The 21,455-nt window shown below is 35.0% G+C and carries 18 protein-coding genes; 9 read left to right on the top strand and 9 right to left on the bottom strand.

The genetic code is table 11. From position 1 onward, the window contains the following. Nucleotides 1–43: 43 nt before the first annotated feature. A complete protein-coding gene (locus JI750_RS00495; protein ID WP_201998218.1) occupies nt 44–679 on the top strand; it encodes a DUF4230 domain-containing protein in 636 nt (211 codons plus the stop codon). Between the two features lie 109 nt (nt 680–788). Here JI750_RS00495 and JI750_RS00490 read toward each other — a convergent pair whose 3' ends face one another. The 3 genes from JI750_RS00490 to JI750_RS00480 form a co-directional block, all read right to left on the bottom strand. Further along, a complete protein-coding gene (locus tag JI750_RS00490) occupies nt 789–2,552 on the bottom strand; it encodes an aromatic amino acid hydroxylase (RefSeq protein WP_201998216.1) in 1,764 nt (587 codons plus the stop codon). A 137-nt stretch (nt 2,553–2,689) separates the two neighbouring features. Continuing rightward, on the bottom strand, nt 2,690–3,133 hold the full coding sequence (locus JI750_RS00485; RefSeq protein WP_201998214.1) for a hypothetical protein: 444 nt from the start codon (nt 3,131–3,133) through the stop codon (nt 2,690–2,692). A gap of 76 nt (nt 3,134–3,209) precedes the next feature. Next, entirely contained in the window at nt 3,210–3,620 is a 411-nt protein-coding gene (locus JI750_RS00480; protein WP_201998212.1) for a group III truncated hemoglobin, read from the bottom strand. A gap of 376 nt (nt 3,621–3,996) precedes the next feature. Between JI750_RS00480 and JI750_RS00475 the strand changes: the two genes are divergently transcribed. Further along, nucleotides 3,997–6,414: an RICIN domain-containing protein gene (locus JI750_RS00475; protein WP_201998211.1), complete on the top strand. Its 2,418-nt coding sequence runs from the start codon at nt 3,997–3,999 to the stop codon at nt 6,412–6,414. Between the two features lie 80 nt (nt 6,415–6,494). Here the strand turns inward: JI750_RS00475 and ilvA are convergent, their stop codons facing one another. The 5 genes from ilvA to JI750_RS00450 form a co-directional block, all read right to left on the bottom strand. After that, complete coding sequence (gene ilvA, locus JI750_RS00470) at nt 6,495–7,739, bottom strand: threonine ammonia-lyase IlvA (protein WP_201998210.1); 1,245 nt, start codon at nt 7,737–7,739, stop codon at nt 6,495–6,497. Nucleotides 7,740–8,018: 279 nt separating this feature from the next. After that, nucleotides 8,019–8,555: a DUF4136 domain-containing protein gene (locus JI750_RS00465; protein ID WP_201998209.1), complete on the bottom strand. Its 537-nt coding sequence runs from the start codon at nt 8,553–8,555 to the stop codon at nt 8,019–8,021. A 30-nt stretch (nt 8,556–8,585) separates the two neighbouring features. Further along, nucleotides 8,586–10,562 (bottom strand): urocanate hydratase, encoded by a 1,977-nt coding sequence (gene hutU / locus JI750_RS00460; protein WP_201998207.1) that lies wholly within the window; start codon nt 10,560–10,562, stop codon nt 8,586–8,588. A gap of 476 nt (nt 10,563–11,038) precedes the next feature. After that, nucleotides 11,039–12,013, bottom strand: a complete 975-nt coding sequence (locus JI750_RS00455; protein ID WP_201998205.1) for a 2-hydroxyacid dehydrogenase — start codon at nt 12,011–12,013, stop codon at nt 11,039–11,041. An 11-nt stretch (nt 12,014–12,024) separates the two neighbouring features. Beyond that, nucleotides 12,025–12,204 (bottom strand): C1orf53 family protein, encoded by a 180-nt coding sequence (locus JI750_RS00450; protein ID WP_095928730.1) that lies wholly within the window; start codon nt 12,202–12,204, stop codon nt 12,025–12,027. 115 nt (nt 12,205–12,319) lie between these two features. Here JI750_RS00450 and JI750_RS00445 point away from each other — a divergent pair, with 115 nt between their 5' ends. The 4 genes from JI750_RS00445 (at nt 12,320) to hemL (ending at nt 15,869) form a co-directional block, all read left to right on the top strand. Further along, nucleotides 12,320–12,655, top strand: coding sequence for a hypothetical protein (locus JI750_RS00445; RefSeq protein WP_201998203.1), 336 nt, complete (start codon nt 12,320–12,322; stop codon nt 12,653–12,655). Beyond that, nucleotides 12,652–13,560, top strand: a complete 909-nt coding sequence (locus tag JI750_RS00440) for a 1-aminocyclopropane-1-carboxylate deaminase/D-cysteine desulfhydrase (RefSeq protein WP_201998202.1) — start codon at nt 12,652–12,654, stop codon at nt 13,558–13,560. Before JI750_RS00445 ends, JI750_RS00440 begins: the two co-directional genes overlap by 4 nt. Then, entirely contained in the window at nt 13,553–14,452 is a 900-nt protein-coding gene (locus JI750_RS00435) for a glucosaminidase domain-containing protein (RefSeq protein WP_201998201.1), read from the top strand. The genes JI750_RS00440 and JI750_RS00435 overlap by 8 nt, the downstream gene beginning before the upstream one ends. 130 nt (nt 14,453–14,582) lie before the next feature. Further along, nucleotides 14,583–15,869, top strand: coding sequence for a glutamate-1-semialdehyde 2,1-aminomutase (gene hemL, locus JI750_RS00430; protein ID WP_201998200.1), 1,287 nt, complete (start codon nt 14,583–14,585; stop codon nt 15,867–15,869). A 44-nt stretch (nt 15,870–15,913) separates the two neighbouring features. Here hemL and JI750_RS00425 read toward each other — a convergent pair whose 3' ends face one another. Then, nucleotides 15,914–16,354, bottom strand: a complete 441-nt coding sequence (locus tag JI750_RS00425; protein ID WP_201998199.1) for a DUF4890 domain-containing protein — start codon at nt 16,352–16,354, stop codon at nt 15,914–15,916. Between the two features lie 284 nt (nt 16,355–16,638). Between JI750_RS00425 and JI750_RS00420 the strand changes: the two genes are divergently transcribed. From JI750_RS00420 to JI750_RS00410, 3 genes are all read left to right on the top strand, one after another. Then, complete coding sequence (locus tag JI750_RS00420; protein ID WP_201998198.1) at nt 16,639–18,108, top strand: MFS transporter; 1,470 nt, start codon at nt 16,639–16,641, stop codon at nt 18,106–18,108. Nucleotides 18,109–18,114: 6 nt separating this feature from the next. Continuing rightward, nucleotides 18,115–19,164: an MFS transporter gene (locus tag JI750_RS00415; RefSeq protein ID WP_201998197.1), complete on the top strand. Its 1,050-nt coding sequence runs from the start codon at nt 18,115–18,117 to the stop codon at nt 19,162–19,164. Between the two features lie 69 nt (nt 19,165–19,233). Further along, nucleotides 19,234–21,450, top strand: coding sequence for a molybdopterin oxidoreductase family protein (locus tag JI750_RS00410; protein ID WP_201998195.1), 2,217 nt, complete (start codon nt 19,234–19,236; stop codon nt 21,448–21,450). Nucleotides 21,451–21,455 lie beyond the last annotated feature (5 nt).

The following is a 21,455-nucleotide window of genomic DNA, read 5'->3' as shown; positions in this document are numbered from 1 at the left end:
AAACTAAAAAAAGAAGTAAATTGGTCTAAAATATTTTAGAGGAATGCAAAACTTGATTAAAAGAATTATAGGTGTTGGAGTTATTGTTTTAATAATTGTTCTGGGGTTTAAATATTGCCAGTTCAAAAAAGAAGACGATTCTGACATTCAGTATAATACTAATTTAATTCAGCAGCAGATTCTTAATGTTGGGAAATTGGTTGTTACAGAAGGGCATTTTTCAGAAGTCATTACCTATAAAAATCAGCAGAAATATTTGATGGACATGATTTCTTTTGAGAAGAAAGCACTTATTGTGGTCAATGCTAACGTAACGGTGGCTTATGATCTTCATCAGATGAAATATGATATTGATGAAAAAAATAAAACCATTACGATTTTAAATATTCCGAAAGAAGAAATCACCATAAACCCAGATATTCAGTTTTATGATGTTGAACAGAGCAAACTAAATCCGTTTACGGGAGATGATTACAATAAAATCAATAAATCGATAAAAGCCAATCTGGCTAAGAAAATCGAAAATTCTACTCTTAAGACCAATGCCCAAAATAGACTGATAAGCGAATTGTCTAAGATTTTAATCATGACAAATTCAATGGGCTGGAAATTGCAGTATAATGGAAAAACTATTGAATCTGAAAAAGAGTTAACTCAGGATTTGAATTCAAAGCTATAAAAAAAAATCTCGCAAAAGACGCAGAGTCGCAAAGTAAACTTTAAAAAGTAAAAAACTTTGCGACTCTGCATCTTTGCGAGATTAAAAAAACGTAAAAAAACTTCGCGTCTTAGTGCCTTTGTGGCAAATTATCAAAAATCAAATCCAATCCGCCAGAAATTAAATGCGCAATTTCAGGACGTCTTTCTTTCAATTGATCCAAATAAACCAAAACTTCCTGTAGAAGTTGTTTTTCATCAGAATCTTTCAAAAGTTCTGCAATTTCAACAGATAATAACCAGTCATTAGGGTGGTTGCTTTTTAGTTTCTCAAAAACAGATTTTAATTCCGATTTAGAGTCTTTATTATTTCGAATGTTTCGAACTGTGGCGTATAAAATTTCTAATTCATCGCGCTCTTCAGTATGTTTTGCTTTGATAGTTTTTGTTGAAGGAACAATATTAATTAAGTCAAAACTATTGACATCGGCTGGACCTGAGAATGCTGAAATCACTTTTTTGCCAATTGCCATATCGTAATTGCCCCATTCAGGTTGAAACAAAACAGTTTCTCCATGAGTTACGGTGCAATTTCTAAAACTGATTAAAATAATTTCTCCGTGAAGATTTCGCGAACCTGTTATAATTTCACCTTCCACAATAATATTGCCTTCGAATTCCAGTTTTACAGTTTCGTTTTCCACTATACTATAAGCCTGTAAATCCTTCGGACTCATATCTTCAATTGCAAGATTAAAACCTTTCAATTTCCCAATCGGACTTCCAAATCCGTGCGGATGCGTTAAAGTTCCGTGACCCACTAATTCTTTTTCGCGGTAAGCCAAGGCTGTTTTTCCTGTTGTTTGAATGTAAACAGGTTTTCCTTCCTCTTCAATAACATTCGTAAAAACTCCTGAAATTTGCAGTCCAGTGCTCAATTCAATAGTTCCTAAAGCATTCGATTGAATCAGTTTTTGAATTCCAGAAAGACCTCCAGTTCGCAAAGCCATTTTATTGGCAAACTCTTCCAGAATTAAACTTAAATAAGAAAAATTTGGAGTTACATAAAGCTGTGGCTGTAACTGCGTAATATCGAAATTCTGATTCGCAGCCGAAATATCATAAGGGATTTTCTTCACATTATCTGTCATACAGTGTGCACTTTCTCCAATAGAAGAAAGCAATCCAGCACCATATATTTTTGGATTTTCAACGGTTCCAATCAAACCGTATTCAACTGTCCACCAATGTAGGTTTCTAATTTGTGCCATTTCAGACAATTCTCCCATATCATTTTGTAAATCAGCAACCGCTTTTTCAGCTTCGTCGATTTTTTCCTGCGGAGTATCTTCAGCTTCTTTTAAAATAGAAAGCAGACGAATCGCTTCATACATTTGATAATCTTTGTGAGAAGAAATTGCTTTACAGCCAATTTCACCAAAACGTCTTAAATATTCAGCATATTCAGGATTAGCAATAATAGGAGCGTGGCCGGCGCCTTCGTGAATGATATCTGGAGCAGGAGTATATTCAATATGTTCCAATTGTCTGATATCAGATGCAATAACAAGAACATTATAAGCCTGAAATTCCATAAAAGCATTTGGCGGAATAAATCCGTCAACGGCAACCGCTGCCCAGCCAATTTCGCTAAGGATTCGGTTCATTCCATACATGCTCGGAATAGAATCAACTTCGATTCCCGTTTTACGCAAACCTTCCAGATAAGAATGATGCGCAACTTTAGAAAGATAATCTACATTTTTACGCATAACATATCGCCAAACTGCTTGATTAATAGGAGTGTAATCGCTATAATCTTGAGGTTTAATGAATTGCTGTAAATGTTTAGGCAATCGCTCTAATAACGGATTGGTTTCAATGTTTGGATTCATTTCGAAAACGTTGTAGATTAAAATGTAAAATTACGAATTTACGGCTCGATTTTTTACCATCCATCACAAAATTTTTATTCGAAATTAACTTTTATTGCATTTTTATAGATTTTTAAAGAGCTGAAAGAAATAGGATTTTAACAGTCATTATTTTCGAAACTTACCCTTTCCAACGTTTGTTCATAGTTTTCAATTTCTTTTTTGGTCATTGACGTTTCTTTGATTTCTATTTTTAGCTGCTTTTTAGTATCAGGGCTAATCCATAAACCAGAAAAAGTATTTCCTATCTTCTTTAACATCAAAACACCACTAAAACCATGTTCCACCATGATAAATTCATTTTCAACTTTTCTATTCTGCGTAACATTCAGATAAATCCATTTGTTCGATTTATAGCGATAAATTGCAATGTAGTCTAAGTCGGCAGTGCATTGATTTTCTTGGGTTTTAATATAAAACGTTACAGGAGTTTTTCCATCGAATGTTCCTTTGTATAAATTAGAAGCTGACGTTTGAGATTGTGCTGATAATTGATTAAAAAATGAGAAGCAGATTGCAATAAATAAAATTACTTTTTTCATAAATAAAAGAATATAGATTTGGGTTTAATTCGTTTTATCAAATATAAAATTCTGCTTTTTATTTGAAAGAAATCTTTTAAGATTTTTTTATTGCATCTCTCATTTCATTTTCTGCATTTCTAAAATATTCAATTTTATGGCTGAACATAAATGCCATATTGGTAGCGCGCATTTTAGCTTCTTCGGTTATTGGCCCAGCAAATTGAGAATCGATTGTTGAATTAAAAATAGCAATCCAGCGGTCAAAGTGGGTTTTGTCTACAGGTAATTGTTTATGCGGAGGAAAAGGCGTTCCAGAATAAGCGCGAACATCAAATAAAATGGTTTGCCAGAAATTGTACATTTTTTGAAGATGAGGTTCCCAACGGTCTTGTAATTTATCATTAAATATCGGCCCAATTAAATCGTCCTTTCTAACATTTGCATAAAAGCTATTAACCATTTGCTGAATGTCTTCTATTGTCGAAATATCTTTTAAAGCCGTCATTTTATTGTATTTTAAGTAAGCTGCAAAAATACAATATATCTTTCTTTTACTTCCCTGATAATTGTCATATGCCCTTTAATTACTAGGCAAAATCACATTTTGTAAGGATTTGTATAGATTTTTTATTTTATGATAAGTTATTTCGATTTTAACAGGTAAGTTTTTTATGATTTTTATTTTTTTAAAATATTGTTTTTCAGTGCCTTGAAAAACAATAAGATTAGTTTTTGTTATATCGATTTTTTTAATTTGATGTGTATTTGTAAAGTTAAAAAATTAAGAATGTTGTAAAAATACTCATAATATTGTGATGTTTTAGTAAAATAAAACTGAATAAATAAGAAAAAACTAATTATCAAACCAAAACCACAAAAGAATGCACAAAACTACTCAAACACCTACAATTCGGGTAAGTAAAGCGTTGAAACTATTATGTTGCGGTACGCTTTTATTCATGAACAGCTTAAATGCTCAGACGGTAACTCCTTTTATGACTACAGGAGATCAGACTAAATTATTACAGCAGCAAGCTACTGTAAGTTTCGGAACCAATTCAGGAACCAATCCTTCAACTGTAACAGTAAACGCAGGAACAACTTACCAAACTATGGACGGATTCGGCTACACACTTACCGAAGGAAGCTGCGAAGTCATTTCTGGAATGGCTGCCACACAGCAAAACCAATTGTTGAATGATTTATACAATCCGACAACGGGATTAAATGCAAGCGTAGTTCGTATTAGTATTGCAGCTTCAGATTTAAGTAGCTCATCTTACAGTTATAACGAAACTTCGGGCGACACCAACATGAACAATTTCAGTTTGAATGGACCTGATTTAACTTATTTGGTTCCAATCCTTAAAAAGATCTTGTTGATTAATCCAAACATCAAAATCTTAGCTACACCATGGTCTGCACCGCGATGGATGAAATCTAATGGTTCATGGGTTGGAGGTTCTTTGCAGACGCAATATTATGCGGCGTATGCAAAATACTTCGTAAAATATTTTGATGCTATGAAAGCACAAGGTATTAATATTTGGGGAATTACACCACAAAACGAACCAGAAAATCCAAACAACGAACCAAGTATGCTGATGAATTCTACAGAGCAAAAGAACTTCATTAATCAACAGCTTGGTCCTCAGATGGCAGCAGCGGGTTATGGAAACATTAAAATTATTGCTTTTGACCACAATTGCGATAATACAGCTTATCCGATTGATGTTTTAAATAACAGCTCGTATGTTGATGGAGCAGCGTTTCACTTGTATTTAGGAAACATCTCGGCAATGTCAACGGTAAAAACTCAAACTAATAAAAACGTTTACTTTACAGAACAATACACTGGTTCGGGCGGAAGTTTTAGTGGAGATTTTGGCTGGCACATGCAAAACGTTGTTATCGGAAGCACAAATAACTGGTCTAAAACAGTTTTAGAATGGAATGCTGCTAATAACCCAAGTTTTGGTCCCCGCACTCCTGGAGGTTGCACTACTTGTTTAGGCGCGATTACAGTTAATAATAGTACAAGCTATACTAAAAATGTTGCGTATTATATTATTGGCCAGATTTCCAAATACGTAAAACCAGGTGCAGTACGAATTGGTTCTTCGAGCACAAGTGGAAGTATTTCTTCAGTTGCATTTAAAAATCCTGATGGTTCAACAGCACTTGTAATTTATAATTCTGGCGGATCATCAAATACAATAAAAGTAGTTTCTGGGTCATCTGCATTTAATTATGAAGTTCCAGCATCTTCTGCGGTTACTTTTACTTGGGGAGCATCAAATCCAGTTGCGGTTACGGGAGTTAGTGTGAGTCCGGCTTCTGCAACACTTACAGCGGGTCAGTCACAGCAATTGACAGCAACTGTTTCTCCTAATAATGCTACAAATACTGCAGTAAACTGGAGCTCTAGTAATACTTCTGTTGCAACAGTAAATTCAAGCGGACTGGTTTCGGCAATTGCAGCAGGAAATGCTACTATCACAGCAACTACTGTTGATGGAGCAAAAACAGCAACGAGTGCAATTACCGTAACAGCTGGCTCAACAGGTTTTCCAGGATACTATAATATTATATCTAGAAACAGCAATAAAGGTTTAGACGTTGCTGATAATGCTACAACAAGCGGAAGCAGAATCCAGCAATATGATATTACAAACGGGGGAGGAAGCAACCAGCGATGGAAATTTGTTTCTGACGGAAGCGGGAATTATTACATCATTGTAAAATCGACTGGAATGTATTTGGCTGTTGAAAACAACGGTACAGGTGATGGATTAAAAGTTCAGCAAAAAACGTTCTCATCTTCAAATGAATTTAAGTGGACAGTAACAAGTCTTGGCACAGGATATTACAAAATTATAAATGTAAACAGTGGCAAATCGCTTGATGTTGAAAACGTTTCTACAGCAAATGGTGCCAATATTCAGGTTTGGGCTTATACAGGAGGCTTAAATCAGCAGTGGCAGTTGGTACAGGTTGAATCTTCTGCAGCAAAAAGTGCTTTAGCTGTACAAACCGCTGCGGTTGAAAATGCAAGTTCAAATGATATGACAATTTTTGTTGATGAAGCAGATGATTCTTTGAAAATTGATACCAATCATGAGGGAGATGCTGATGTACAGATTTTTAATATTACTGGACAGCCAGTTTTAAAGAAAAATGTGAATTTTGTAAAAGGAAATCAAGCTGAAATAGAAATATCTCGATTGCCAAAAGGCGTTTACGTTGTAAAAGTTAACGATAGTAAAGGTTCTTATTCGAAAAAAATCTTGAAGCAATAATTACATCCACAATTCAATTAGTAATTTGTATTGAATTTGAAAAGGCTGTCATCCCATCTGACAGCCTTTGTTTTTTTATTTTATCCAATTAATTGCGTAAACAAATCCTGATTGTCATTCAGATATTGAAACTCAAAACCATTTTCGGTCATTTTTAATTTAATTGGCATAATGTCATTCTTGTTTTTCAATTCTAAACCAACGACAACAGAACCTACTTCACGACTGTTTTTCTTGGCAAATTGGAAATAAGTGATGTCGTCATCAGGACCTAAAATATTGTTGACAAATTCTTTTAATGCTCCAGGACGTTGCGGGAACTGAATCATAAAATAATGCATTAAGCCTTCGTAAAGCAAGGAACGCTCTTTTATTTCGGCAGTTCTTTCAATGTCATTATTGCTTCCGCTTACAATGCAAACCACATTTTTGCCTTTAATTTTTTCTTTATAAAAATCCAAAGCGGCAATTGTTAAAGCTCCTGCAGGTTCTACAACCATAGCCTCTTCATTATACAACCTTAAAATGGTTGTGCAGACTTTCCCTTCTGGAACCAAAATAATATCTTCTAAATTATAACGGCAGATTTCAAATGTTTTGTCACCAACTTGTTTAACTGCTGCACCATCAACAAATTTATCGATTGTTTTTAATGGTGTATTTTTGTTTTCTTCAATTGAAGTTTTCATTGAAGGAGCGCCTTTTGGTTCAACGCCGATTATTTTGGTGTGCGGACTCAAATGTTTAAAAACCTCTGATAAGCCAGATGCTAGTCCGCCGCCGCCAATTGGCACAAAAACATAATCGATAGGTTCTTTATAGCTTTCTAAGATTTCCAATCCTACAGTTCCTTGCCCAGCAATTACTTTTTCATCATCAAAAGGATGTATAAATGTTTTGTGGTTTTTTATGGCGTCTGCAGTTGCCGATGCATAAGCATCATCAAAAGTATCTCCGGTTAAAACAATTTCAACAAATGATTTTCCGAATAGCTGAACTTGTTTTACTTTTTGTTTTGGAGTGGTTTTTGGCATGTAAATTTTACCATGGATCTTTAAAAGATTACAGGAATAGGCAACGCCTTGAGCATGATTCCCTGCACTGGCGCATACAGTTCCGTTTGCTTTTTCTTTTTCGTTTAGCGAAGAAATCTTGTTATAAGCGCCTCTAATTTTATAAGAACGAACAATTTGTAAATCTTCTCTTTTTAATAAAATAGTCGATTCAAATTCGTCTGAAAGATTCAAATTTTGCGTTAAAGGCGTTGCAGCAACTACATTTTCGAGATGCTTTTGGGCATTAAGTACTTCTTCAAATAAACTCATGGTGTTTTGTTTTTTTTGCCACGAATTGCACAAATTTTCACTAATCTTTATGTAGAAGCGGCGTAAAAGTAATTCGTGTTAATTTGTGTAATTCGTGGCGACTTTTTAATTATTCTTAAAATAAAAAACCTCCCAATTGGGAGGTTTCTATAAATTATATTTTACAAACTTATATAGCACCTCGCCATTATTGCTGAATTGCAATAATGCTAATAATAGCGATAATAATGTTGTTAAAGTTTGTCATTTTTCTTGTTGATTGAACAGCAAATGTAAAAATTATTTTTTTACTGGCGGATATTGTGCTAAAATTTTAGCAACGAATTCAGCAATTTTTTCATCTTTTTTATCGATGTTTCTTGTCAAAGTTCCAACTCCTTCACCTTGCCAAATCATTTCTTTCTTTTTAGCATCGATTAAATCAATGTATAAAGTTCCTTCAGTAGAAGTAGAAACTGTTGTCTGTCCTCCATACATCATGTAAGGATTCCAACCCCAGCCCCAGCCATAACCCCAACCAGCTGTAAATTGGTTTACATCGACTTGCTCTCTTGATTTAGTAAAAATGTTTACTAGCAAGTCAGGATTTTCACTTTTCGTAAATCCTTTAGCTTGCATTTGATCATCAATTGCACGAAGAATTCTTCTTTTATCTAAATCTGATATTTCAACCTTGTCAATTCCGGGCTTAAAATAGGCGTACGTTTTATAAGGCGTAAAATCGACAGTTTTGTCATAATCAGAATAAACGGTCACAGTGCTGCAAGAAGTAAGTATCAGCAGTAGCAAAAACGGAATTAACTTAAGTGTTTTCATATATCTAAGAATTAATGTTCTCAATTTTAATTAAAGCAAACTTTCATCGACTAGATTAGGTAAAGTTACTTTTAATAATGGCTCAACTTCCATTGCTCTTTTTATAGCAAAAACAGCACCTTCATTTCGTGCCCAGCTTCTTCTTGAAATTCCGTTGTTAACATCCCAGAAAAGCATTGAAGCTAAACGCTTTGAGGCCTCTGTAGAACCATCAAGAACCATACCAAATCCGCCATTTATAACTTCTCCCCAGCCAACTCCGCCACCATTGTGAATAGAAACCCAAGTTGCTCCTCTAAAGCTGTCTCCAATCACATTATGAATGGCCATATCGGCAGTAAAACGAGAGCCATCATAGATGTTTGAAGTTTCTCTGTAAGGCGAATCAGTTCCAGAAACGTCATGATGATCGCGTCCTAAAACAACTGCACCAATTTCTCCTTTTGCAATCGCCTGATTAAAAGCTTCTGCAATTTTAATTCTACCTTCAGCGTCAGCATACAAAATACGAGCTTGAGAACCTACGACCAATTTATTTTCTTGCGCACCTTTAATCCATTTGATGTTATCCTGCATTTGCTGCTGAATTTCATTTGGAGCAGTTTCAGCCATTTTTTCTAAAACTTCGCACGCAATCGCATCTGTTTTTAGTAAATCTTCAGGCTTTCCAGAAGTACAAACCCAGCGGAAAGGGCCAAATCCGTAATCAAAACACATTGGCCCCATAATATCCTGAACGTAACTCGGATATCTAAAATCGATATTATTTTCGGCCATTACATCTGCTCCTGCACGAGAAGCTTCTAATAAAAAGGCATTTCCGTAATCAAAAAAGTAAGTTCCTTTAGCAGTATGTTTATTAATTGCTGCTGCATGACGACGTAAAGTTTCCTGAACTTTTTCTTTGAATAATTCGGGATTATTTGCCATCAAATCATTTGCTTCTTCAAATGAAATTCCAACTGGATAATAACCTCCAGCCCATGGATTATGAAGTGAAGTCTGATCTGAACCTAAATCAATTTTGATATTTTCCTGATTGAAACGTTCCCAGACATCAACTACATTTCCTAAATAAGCAATCGAAACGGTTTCTTTATTGGCTTTCGCCAAAGCAACTCTGGCAACCAATTCGTCTGTAGAAGTTACTACTTCATTAATCCAACCTTGTTCATGACGAATTTTAGTAATTTTCGGATTTACCTCAGCACAAACGGTAATACATCCTGCAATATTTCCTGCTTTTGGCTGTGCCCCAGACATTCCGCCAAGACCAGAAGTTACAAATAAACTTCCTTCAGGATTTTGTTTTATTTTTCTAAAACCATTTAAAACCGTAATTGTCGTTCCGTGTACAATTCCTTGAGGGCCAATGTACATATAACTTCCAGCCGTCATTTGTCCGTATTGCGAAACTCCCAATGCATTCATTTTTTCCCAATCGTCAGGTTTCGAGTAATTAGGAATCACCATTCCGTTGGTAACCACAACTCTTGGCGCTTCTTTATGCGAAGGAAACAATCCCATCGGATGTCCTGAATACATGGTTAAAGTCTGCTCATCTGTCATTTCAGACAAATATTGCATCGTCAATAAATACTGCGCCCAGTTTTGGAAAACGGCTCCATTTCCTCCATACGTAATCAATTCATGCGGGTGTTGTGCCACTGCATAATCCAAGTTGTTCTGAATCATGTGCATAATCGCTTTCGCCTGCAATGATTTCCCTGGATATTCGTCAATTGGTCTTGCATACATTTTGTAATCTGGACGAAGACGATACATATAAATACGGCCGTATTTTTCTAATTCTTCTGAGAATTCAGGAAGTAATTCGGCGTGATGTTTTGGATCGAAATAGCGTAAAGCATTTTTCAGCGCCAACTTTTTTTCTTCTGCCGAAAGAATTTCTTTTCGTTTCGGAGCATGATTAATTGCTGGATCGTAAGCCTGCTTTGCTGGTAATATAGAAGGTATTCCTTGTTGTATTTGTTCTTTGAAAGTCATTTTTTTTAGAGATGCTAAGTTGCTAAGGTTCTAAGAAGCTAAGATATTGCGGTTAGATTAACAACAGATTAATTTTTGTTTTTTTAATTATGCCTCCCCGCAGGGGCTTAAATGTGACTGACGGTTAATTGTTTCTATAAATATTTAGCTCCTCTGGAGCTGATAAAATAAAGCCTTGGAAAGGCGAAATATATATATAGAAAAACAGTAACCCCAATATAAAAGCTCCAGAGGAGCGAAATATTAGCCGACGAAATTGGAATTTAAAATTTATTTTAATTACCTCATTTTCAAATTGACTCATTTTCAAATTGTCACATTTTCTAATTAAAAAGAGCTAGGGATAACGGATATCCGACCTATGATACGATTTGTAAATCGTAATCTTAAACTTTCTTGAACGAATATCCATTTATAATTTTAGATTTTAGATTGTTGATTTTAAATTGGAATTTGGAATTTAAAAAATTGGAATTTTAAATATAAACTTCCTCATTAACACAAAACGGCATTTTTTTATTTTCAAAAAGCGCAATAATATTTTGAGCCGCGCAAATCGCCATTGCATTTCTAGCTTCATAAGTTGCAGAGCCAATATGTGGTAAAATGCAACAATTAGGAAGTGATAATAACGGATTATCTGATTTCATTGGTTCAGGATTGGTAACATCCAATCCTGCGCCCCAGATTATACTATTCGTTAGCGCCTCAAATAAATCATTTTCATTATGAAATTTTCCTCTTGCCGTGTTGATGAAAATCGAATTAGATTTCATTTTAGCAAAAGCATTTTTATTGAAAATTTCGTTATTTTCTTCTGTATAATTCGAATGAACACTCAAAACATCACTTTCTGCGAGTAACGTTTCAAAATCTACATATTTCGCATCCAATTCTTTTTCGGCAATTTCATTATGCGAACGATTGTGGTAAATTATGTTCATTCCGAATGCGGCCTTACATTTTTTAGCCATTTCAAAACCAATTCTTCCCAAACCGAAAATTCCCAGCGTTTTACCGTAAAGTTCCTGTCCTAAATTGGCCAAAGGGTCAAAACTTCCCCAATCATTATTTAAAATTCTTTTATGATTGAAAAATGACTTTCTCGCAACACTTTGCATCAATAAAAAAGTAACATCCGATGTCGCTCTGCTTAAAACATCGGGCGTATTTCCAACAGGAATTTTTCTGCTGTTTGCCGATGGAATATTGACAGAATCAAATCCGACAGAAAACAAAGCAATACCTTTTAAATTGGGACATTGCTGAAAAAAATCTTCGTCAAATTTGTTTGTTCCAACATTCAGCAACGCATCATGTTCTTGACAGTTTTTTATAAACTCTTCTCTTGACAATGCATTTTCTGTTGGATTTATTGTAAAGGTAATGCCTTTGTCTTGAAGCAATTTAATGCCATCTTCAGGTATAATTTTATTGATAAAAACCTTCATCTTGTGGTATTCTAATTTTTATTTATTCTTCCTGTTTTTTTATCATATCCGTACGGACAGTGGCGACAACCGCTTTTGCAACAATAACCACGTTTTAAATGATGTTTTTCAGTAAAGCATTTGTAACCTTCGGGCGTATAGTAAAAATCTTCGCCTTCGATTAATTTATTTTCATTACTTTGCTCTTTCATAAATCTGCTTCGGGTTCTTTTTCGGATAAACTAAAATCAAAAATATAAATATTTGATTATGATTTTATTGAAATCGAACAATTTTATAGCTACAAATTTATAAATTTTACAGCCAATGTTTCTGATTGTTGCTAAATATTTAATTCCGAAAGGGTATCGAGGAATGACTTTATTTCCTTTCGTTTTAGTTAAATATGATTTTGATAAAGCAAACGGGACTTTTGTAAATCATGAAAAAATACATTTGAGGCAACAGCTAGAAATGCTAGTTCTGCCATTCTTTATTTGGTATGTTCTGGAATTTTTAATTCGTTTAATTCAATACAAAAACAAAGATGTAGCGTATCGAAATATTAGTTTTGAAAGAGAAGCTTACACAAAAGAAGCCGATTTAAATTATCTGAAAAACAGATCTTTTTTCCAGTTTCTACATTATATTAAATTAAAATGAATCCAGTTTTCAATCAATCCATCAATATTCAATTTCCGAATGATATTTCGTTGACTATAAAGCGTGAAGATCTCATTCATCCTTTTGTTTCGGGGAATAAATTTAGAAAATTGAAATACAATTTACTTCAGGCGAAAGCCGAAAATAAAACCACTTTACTGACTTTTGGCGGAGCATTTTCCAATCATATTGCAGCAGTTGCTTATGCGGGAAAAGAACAAGGTTTCAAAACCATCGGAATAATTCGAGGCGATGAGCTTTTAGATAAAATAGAAGAAAATCCAACCTTGAAATTTGCCCAAGAAAACGGAATGCAATTTGAATTTGTTTCAAGAGAAGAGTATCGTTTAAAAAGCGAAACTTCATTTATAGAAAAGCTGAAAAAGCAATTTGGCGATTTTTATTTGGTTCCAGAAGGAGGTACAAACGAATTGGCAGTAAAAGGCTGCGAGGAGATTTTAACCGAAGAAGATTCGGTTTTTAATTACGTATGTTGCGCAGTTGGAACAGGCGGCACGATTTCGGGATTAATTAATAGTTCGCTGCAAAATCAGAAAATTTTGGGCTTTCCAGCGTTAAAAGGTGACTTTTTAACCGATGAAATTCGTATTTTTGCAAAAAAAGATAACTGGAATTTAATTTCTGACTATCATTTTGGAGGTTATGGAAAGATAAATTTAGAATTAATCGAATTTATTAATGCTTTTTTTGAAGAAAATAAAGTACCCTTAGATCCAATTTATACAGGAAAGATGGTTTTTGGCGTTATAGATTTAATCCGCAAAAATTATTTTCCTGCACATTCAAAAATTTTACTCATTCACACAGGTGGATTGCAGGGAATTGATGGAATGAATATAAAGTTGAAGCAGAAGAAATTACCAATACTAAAAACCAATGATTAAAAAAATTGTATTACTTCTCGTAATATTAGCTTTAGCAAGCTGCTCTTCTAGTAAGCCTGCTATCGCGACGACTAAAAAAGCGGCAGCAGTTCAATCTCGAACGGCAGCGACAAAAAGAAGTACTCCTGTTAAGCCTATCGGTAAAAATTACCCTTCTACAAATAATACAACTGAGGTTATTCAATCTACTTCCAAAACAGTTGTTACCAGCGATTTGATTAATAATTATGTCTTGCTTTACAAAGATATTGCAATGGGAAACATGAAAACGTACGGAATTCCAGCGAGTATTATTCTAGCGCAAGGAATTTTAGAATCGGGCGCAGGAAGAGGAGATTTGGCTGTAGATGCTAATAATCACTTTGGTATAAAATGTCATAATGATTGGTTAGGAGAAAGTGTTCGCCACGATGATGATTCGGCTCAGGAATGTTTCAGAAAATATCCTCAGGCATCAGAATCTTATAGAGATCATGCTTTGTTTTTGGTTGGGAAAAAGCGATATGCAACTTTATTTACTTACGAAAAAGACGATTATAAATCTTGGGCAAAAGGATTAAGAGCAGCTGGTTATGCAACAGATCCGAAATATCCAGATAAGTTGATTAGTTATATTGAACGTTATAATCTACATCAATACGATTGCCAGGTTACAGGAAGAAACTATGTGCCAATTAATACTTCGGCTCCACCTAAAAAATCATCTTATGATGTCGCTTCTGATCCAAAGATCAATATGAACCAATATGATCCAAATTCATACGAAGTTCAAAAAGGAGATACATTGTATTCCATTTCAAAGAAATTCAATTTATTGGTTGAAGATTTAAAAAGAAAAAATAATCTAACGGATAATGCTATTTCAATTGGACAGAGACTTAAGGTTAAGTAATTAAGTGGTCAGGTTCAGTTTTTAGTATTCAGTCTCAGTGGCAGTTTTTAGTTCTGTTGAAATTAATCTAGAAATTAAAATAGGTTTTCAGTTTTAATCTAAAATCTGAATTCTAAAATCAAAAATAAGAATGTTATATAAAAGAAGTAGTCAGCTTTTTGCTGAAGCAGAAAAAGTAATTCCGGGAGGAGTAAATTCACCAGTAAGAGCATTTAAAGCCGTTGGCGGAACTCCGATTTTTGTAAAAAGTGCCAAAGGTGCTTATTTATATGATGAAGATGGAAACAAATTAATAGATTATATTAACTCTTGGGGACCAATGGTTTTGGGTCATGCCTATCAGCCAGTTGTTGATGCTGTTATTGAAAAAGCAAAACTAGGAACTTCATTTGGTATGCCGACTGAATTGGAAACTGAAATCGCTGCTTTGGCTGTTTCTATGGTTCCAAATATTGATAAAATTCGTTTTGTAAATTCAGGTACAGAAGCTTGTATGAGTGCAATTCGTTTGGCTCGAGGATTTACAAAAAGAGATAAAATTGTAAAATTTGCAGGTTGTTACCACGGACATTCAGATTCATTTTTGATTCAAGCAGGAAGTGGAGCTGTAACTTTTGGTTCGCCAAATAGCCCTGGAGTTACAGAAGGAACTGCAAAAGATACTTTGTTAGCCAAATACAATGATTTAGAGAATGTAAAAACTTTAATCGAAGCTAATAAAGGAGAAATAGCTGCGATTATCATTGAAGCAGTTGCAGGAAATATGGGATGTATTCCTCCTCAAGAAGGATTTTTGCAAGGTTTAAGAGATTTGTGTACTGCAAACGGAATTTTATTGATTTTTGATGAAGTAATGACAGGTTTCCGTTTGGCTCGCGGAGGAGTTCAGGAATTATATGGTATAGATGCTGATATCGTGACTTTCGGAAAAGTTATCGGTGGCGGATTGCCAGTTGGAGCTTTTGCGGCGCGAGAAGAAATCATGAATTATTTAGCTCCTCTTGGACCAGTTTACCAAGCGGGAACATTATCTGGAAATCCGTTAGCAATGGCAGCGGGATTGGCGATGCTAAAAGCACTTGATTCTGACAGAGAAGTTTTTACACGTTTAGAAGAAAAAACAGCTTATTTAGAAGCAGGAATTGATAGAGTTTTAAAAGCAAATAATGTTGCGTTTACCATTAATAGAGTTGGTTCTATGATCTCGGTTCACTTTGATGCCAATCCAGTTACCGATTTCCAAACTGCTGCAAAAGGGGATAATGAAACATTCAAGAAATTCTTCCACGGATTATTGCAAGAAGGTATTTACATCGCACCATCTGCATACGAAACGTGGTTTATTACAGATGCATTAACTTACGAAGATTTAGATTTTACAATCAATGCGATTGATAAAGTATCGAAAACATTTTAAATAACAAAAAAGAGGCTTTCAAAGCCTCTTTTTTTTGCATCAAATTAGATTTTATCTTTTTTGTGCTCTTTCATTTTATCCCTCATTTTGTCTTTTTTCTCTTCTTGAAGGGTTTTCCATTTTGTGTATTGATCAGCTTTTAAGATCGATTTCATTTTAGCATCATTTGCTGCAACTTCGTCTTCCATTTGTTTTTTGAACTCCGCTTTTTCTTCAGCAGTTGGTTTTGTGTTGCTATCCTTTTTTTCTTTTCTAGCTTCTCTAAATTTTTCAGCTTTTGCACTTCTATCTGCTAAAAGCTGCTTTACCTGTGCTTGCTGACTAGCATCTAAACTTAATTCTGTAGTCAGTTTTTGAAGCTGTTTCTCATTACGCTGTTCCGGAGTCATTCTCTCTCTTTGCTCACGCGCCGGTTTTTGATCCGTTTCTTGTGCAAAACTTGCTATTCCAACAAATAACATAGCTGCAATAAATAATTTTTTCATATTCAAGTTTTTTAATTGTTTACAGATTAGACTTTATTAATTAAAACAGGTTTAATCACTCTTTTGAAATTGTGTTTTATTTAACAGATTGATTACCAGTTTTTCTAAGAATGAATTTAAATAAGATTATTATAACGCTAAATATTTGACAGTAAGTGCTTTGCTTTGGATATTTTTTTTAACTTTAGTAAACTATTGCTTTTTTGTTGTTTAGTAAAAGCAATTTCCATGATTCCCATATTTCAGTAATAGATTTTCAAAAACACAATTTAATACTTTATTCTATGGCAGATCTTTCCCAAGCCCACCGCATCCTTTTTTTAAACACTTTGGCATTTGCAATCTGTTTTGCATGCTGGACACTCAACGGAGTACTGGTCACTTTTTTAGTTGATAAGGAAATTTTTAACTGGAGTGTTGTACAGATCGGCTGGCTTTTAGGGATTCCTGTTCTTACAGGATCGATTATGAGATTGCCAATGGGAATTTTAACCGATAAATTTGGAGGTAAAATTGTGCATTCTGCTTTATTGATTTTGGCATCAATTCCATTGTTTCTTTTACCTTTTGCGACTTCTTTTACTGTTTTTGCCATTTTAAGTTTTTTATTCGGAATGGTCGGAACTAGTTTTGCTGTAGGCGTAGCATCAACTTCTGTTTGGTATCCAAAAGAATGGCAGGGAAGAGCTTTAGGAATTTTCGGAATGGGAACTGCAGGAGCCTCAATTACACCATTTCTTGCACCTTCATTATTAAGTACATTTTCAGAAAGCGATCCTGAAAATGGTTGGAAATGGCTGCCTATTCTGTACGGTTCTGCTTTATTATTGATGGGAATTGTATTTCTGATTTTTGCCAAAAACAAAAAAATCGAAGCACAGTCCAAAACGGTAAAACAATTATTACAGCCTTTAAAGAGTGTGCGTGTTTGGCGTTTCGGAACTTATTATTTCTTAGTATTTGGGTCGTTTGTTACTTTCTCACAATGGCTTCTGCCAAATTTTATGAATGTCTATCACACAACTTTAGTTTTAGGCGGAATCTTTACTTCCTGTTTTAGTTTGCCTGCAGGTGTCGTACGTGCTTTTGGAGGTTTTTTATCGGATAAATTCGGGGCTAGAAAAGTGATGTATTGGGTTTTGAGTTCTTCAGTCGTTTTGAGCTTTTTACTATTATTTCCGAAAATGGATATTACAACATCAGGAAGTGGGTTGTTATCTAGCAAAGCAGGAACAGTTACGTCTGTAGCACCAGATAAAATTGTAATAGATGATAAAGAATATAACATCGCCCAGAAAGACGAAAGTCAGCCGCATTCTAAATTTTTTCCATCCAAAAAAACATGGCAGGAAGTGGTTGTAGAGCAAAACCAAAAAGTGCAAAAGAAAGATTTATTGGCAGAAGGAATTACACAAATTCATTTTGAAGCCAATATGTGGGTGTATTTAGTTTTGGTTATTCTAATAGGAATTTCGTGGGGAATTGGTTCTGCTGCTGTTTACAAACATATACCAGATTATTTTCCTAATGAAGTGGGAGTAATTGGCGGAATGGTCGGACTCTTAGGCGGTTTAGGCGGATTCTTCGGGCCTATTATTTTCGGGTATTTATTATCATTTACAGGATTCTGGACGAGCTCGTGGCTCTTTATTTTAGCATTGTCGCTAACTTGTTTAATATGGATGCATCGTGTAATTGTGAAAATGACAAAAGAAAAACTGCCTGAAATGGCTAAAGATATTGATCGAAAATAATCTGTCATGAAAGAAAAAACATTTAATACAAAAGCTTTATTAATTGCAACGGCCGCTTCGGTTTTTATGGTCGTATTGGTTTTCTATGGATCAAGAAAATTGCAAAATTTTGATGCGGCTTTGGTTACCTATCTGTTCGGAACGTTGTTTGCATTTTTCGGAGTAGTGTATCGCTATACGGTTTGGTTGCAACGCCCGCCAACTTGGATGTATTTCAAACGCGGCATTCATTTTCTCTTTACAGGAAAAGTATTTTCGCATTTGTGGTTTTTAGGAAAAGAATCAGTTCAGAATATCGCTTTTCAGAAATTCATTTATCCAAGAGGAAAATACAGATGGCTGGCCCATTTTTGTATTGCAATTGGCTGTTTTTCGGCTTTTGCTATTACTTTTCCGCTTACATTTGGATGGATTCATTTTACTTTGGCACCCAATTCTATTTCCGTTTACGAAGCTCATTTTTTTGGTTTTAAAGTAATGGATTTCAGATTGGATTCTATTATGGCATTTTTAACTTTCCATGCTTTAAACTGGTCTTCTTATCTGGTTATTTTCGGTTCTCTTTATTATTTAAGAAGACGTTTAACCAATCCAGGATTAATTGCCACACAGACTTTTGAAGGCGATTTACTGCCACTTCTTTTATTAATTGCTATTTCGGTCACTGGATTATGCCTAACGTATTCGTATCAGTTTATGAAAGGATTCGCGTATGATTTTCTAGCCGTAATTCATGCTGTAACGGTTATAATGTTTTTGATATGGATTCCCTTTGGAAAGTTCTTCCACATCATTCAGCGACCGGCTCAAATTGGTGCGCATATTTACAAAAAGGAAGGAATGAAAAAAGGGATGGCCATCTGCAAAGAAACTGGAAAACCTTTTACAACTCAGCTTCATATTGATGATTTAAAAATAGTAACCAAACAATTAGGTTTTGACTTTAGTGATGATCAAGGTAATTCACACTTGGATTTAAGTCCAGAAGGAAAACGAGATCGTTTGGCGAAAGCACATTTAAAAGCAAGAATTGAAGGCGGAAATTTATTTGGATAAAATTATAGTGTCAGGTTTCAGGTCTCTTTAATATGACTTGAAGCTGAAACAAAAAACAACAAAAAAATCATGGCAAAACTACCTGTATCAACTGAAAAAATAATTGAGGCATTTGGTCCGCATTTGAATTATACGCCAAAAGAAGGTTATTCAGGGCGTGATGAACCAGACAAAACGGTTAAAACACATTGCTGTTTCTGCGGGATGCAGTGCGGAATTCAATTATCTGTAAAAGACAATAAAGTGGTTGGTTTTGAACCTTGGATGGAATTCCCGTTCAATGAAGGTCGTCTTTGTCCAAAAGGTGTTCAGCGATACATGCAGAACAATCATCCAGATCGATTATTGCATCCAATAAAAAGGGTAGAAGGCAAAGGTTTTGAACAAACCACTTGGGATGAAGCTATGGATAAAACCGTTTCTGAAATCAAAAGAATTCAGGAGAAATATGGTAAACATGCGTTTTCAATGTTATCTGGAGTTTCGTTGACCAATGAAAAAAGTTATTTGGTTGGGAAATTTGCCAGAGTGGCTTTAAAAACAAGAAATTTAGATTACAACGGACGTCTTTGTATGGTAAGTGCTGGTGCAGGAAATAAGAAAGCATTTGGTTTAGATCGCGCTTCAAACAATTATTCCGATTTAGAATATGCTGAAGTTATTATAGTTGCTGGAGCGAATATAAGCGAGACGTTTCCCACTTTAACCCATTGGATCTGGAAAGCGAGAGATAGAGGAGCCAAATTAATTGTTGTTGATCCGCGAGTTATTCCATTGGCAAGAACGGCAGATGTTCACTTGGATGTAAGACCTGGAACCGATTCGGCTTTATATGGAGCAATGTTGAAATATCTCGTAGATCATGATTTGTTAGACCACGATTTTATAGATAATCATACTTCAGGATTTCAAGAAACCATAGATGCTGTAAAGGATTATACGTTAGAATGGGCAGAAGAAATTACAGGAATTTCAAAAGAAAAAATTAAAGAAGCGGCCGAATTATGGGGAAAAGCAAAAACAAGCTTTTTACTGCACGCAAGAGGAATAGAACATCATTCTAAAGGTGTTGATAATGTATTAGGATGCATCAATTTGGTTTTGGCAACAGGAAGAATTGGAAGACCATATTGTGGTTACGGAACCATTACTGGACAAGGAAATGGTCAGGGAGGAAGAGAGCACGGCCACAAATGTGATCAGCTGCCCGGAAATCGTGATATAGAAAATATGGATCATCGAAAATACATTGCCGATGTCTGGAAGATTAAAGAAGAAGATATGCCTCACAAAGGCATTACAGCTTATGAAATTATCGAAGCCATTCACAGCGGTGAAATAAAAGGATTGATTTCGATTTGTTTTAATCCGTTAGTATCTCTTCCAAACAATAATTATGTGCGTTCTGCCCTTGAAAAATTAGAGTTTTACGTTGCCATAGATTTCTTTTTGAATGAAACAGCGCGTCATGCCGATATTGTTTTAGCAGGTTCATTGCAAGAAGAAGAAGAAGGAACGACAACTTCAGCTGAAGGCCGCGTTATTCGAATCAGACAAGCTGTTACACCTCCGGGAGATGCTAGAACAGATACTTCAATATTATTAGAATTAGCAAAGAGATTAGGCGAAGAAGAAAGATTTACTTACGCCGACAGCGAGGCCATTTTTAATGAACTTCGAGTTGCATCAAAAGGGGGAACAGCTGATTACAACGGAATTACTTATAAAAAAGTAGAAGATAATATGGGCGTTTTCTGGCCATGCCCAACCGAAGATCATCCTGGAACGCCAAGATTATGGGAAGATAAAAAGTTTGCAACTCCAGACGGAAAAGCACATTTTAATCCAGCTCCTTATAAATTGCCTGGCGAAATCACAAATGATGAATATCCAATAATATTAACGACTGGACGAGTTGTATCTCAATATTTAAGCGGAACACAAACCAGAAGAATCGGGAAATTGGTTGATCAGTTTCCTGAACCTTTGTTAGAAATTCATCCTGAAATGGCACAGAAATATAATATTAAGCAAAGAGAATTAGTAAAAGTTTCAACCCGAAGAGGTGAAGGAATTTTTCCTGCCAATATTGTAGAAACCATTCGAAAAGATACTGTTTTTATTCCGTATCACTGGCCCGGGAAAAAATCAGCCAATCAGTTAACACCTGGAACATTAGATCCTATTTCAAAAATTCCAGAGTTCAAAGTTTGTGCTTGTAAGTTGGAACCTTTGGGAGAAATAGAAAATTCATCAGACAAATCAAATGCTTATGCAAGTGTTTAATCTAT

This window comes from Flavobacterium tagetis, from assembly GCF_016735615.1.
In the GTDB taxonomy this organism is placed as follows: Bacteria; Bacteroidota; Bacteroidia; order Flavobacteriales; family Flavobacteriaceae; genus Flavobacterium; species Flavobacterium tagetis.
This window is presented reverse-complemented; position numbering and strand designations above follow the sequence as displayed.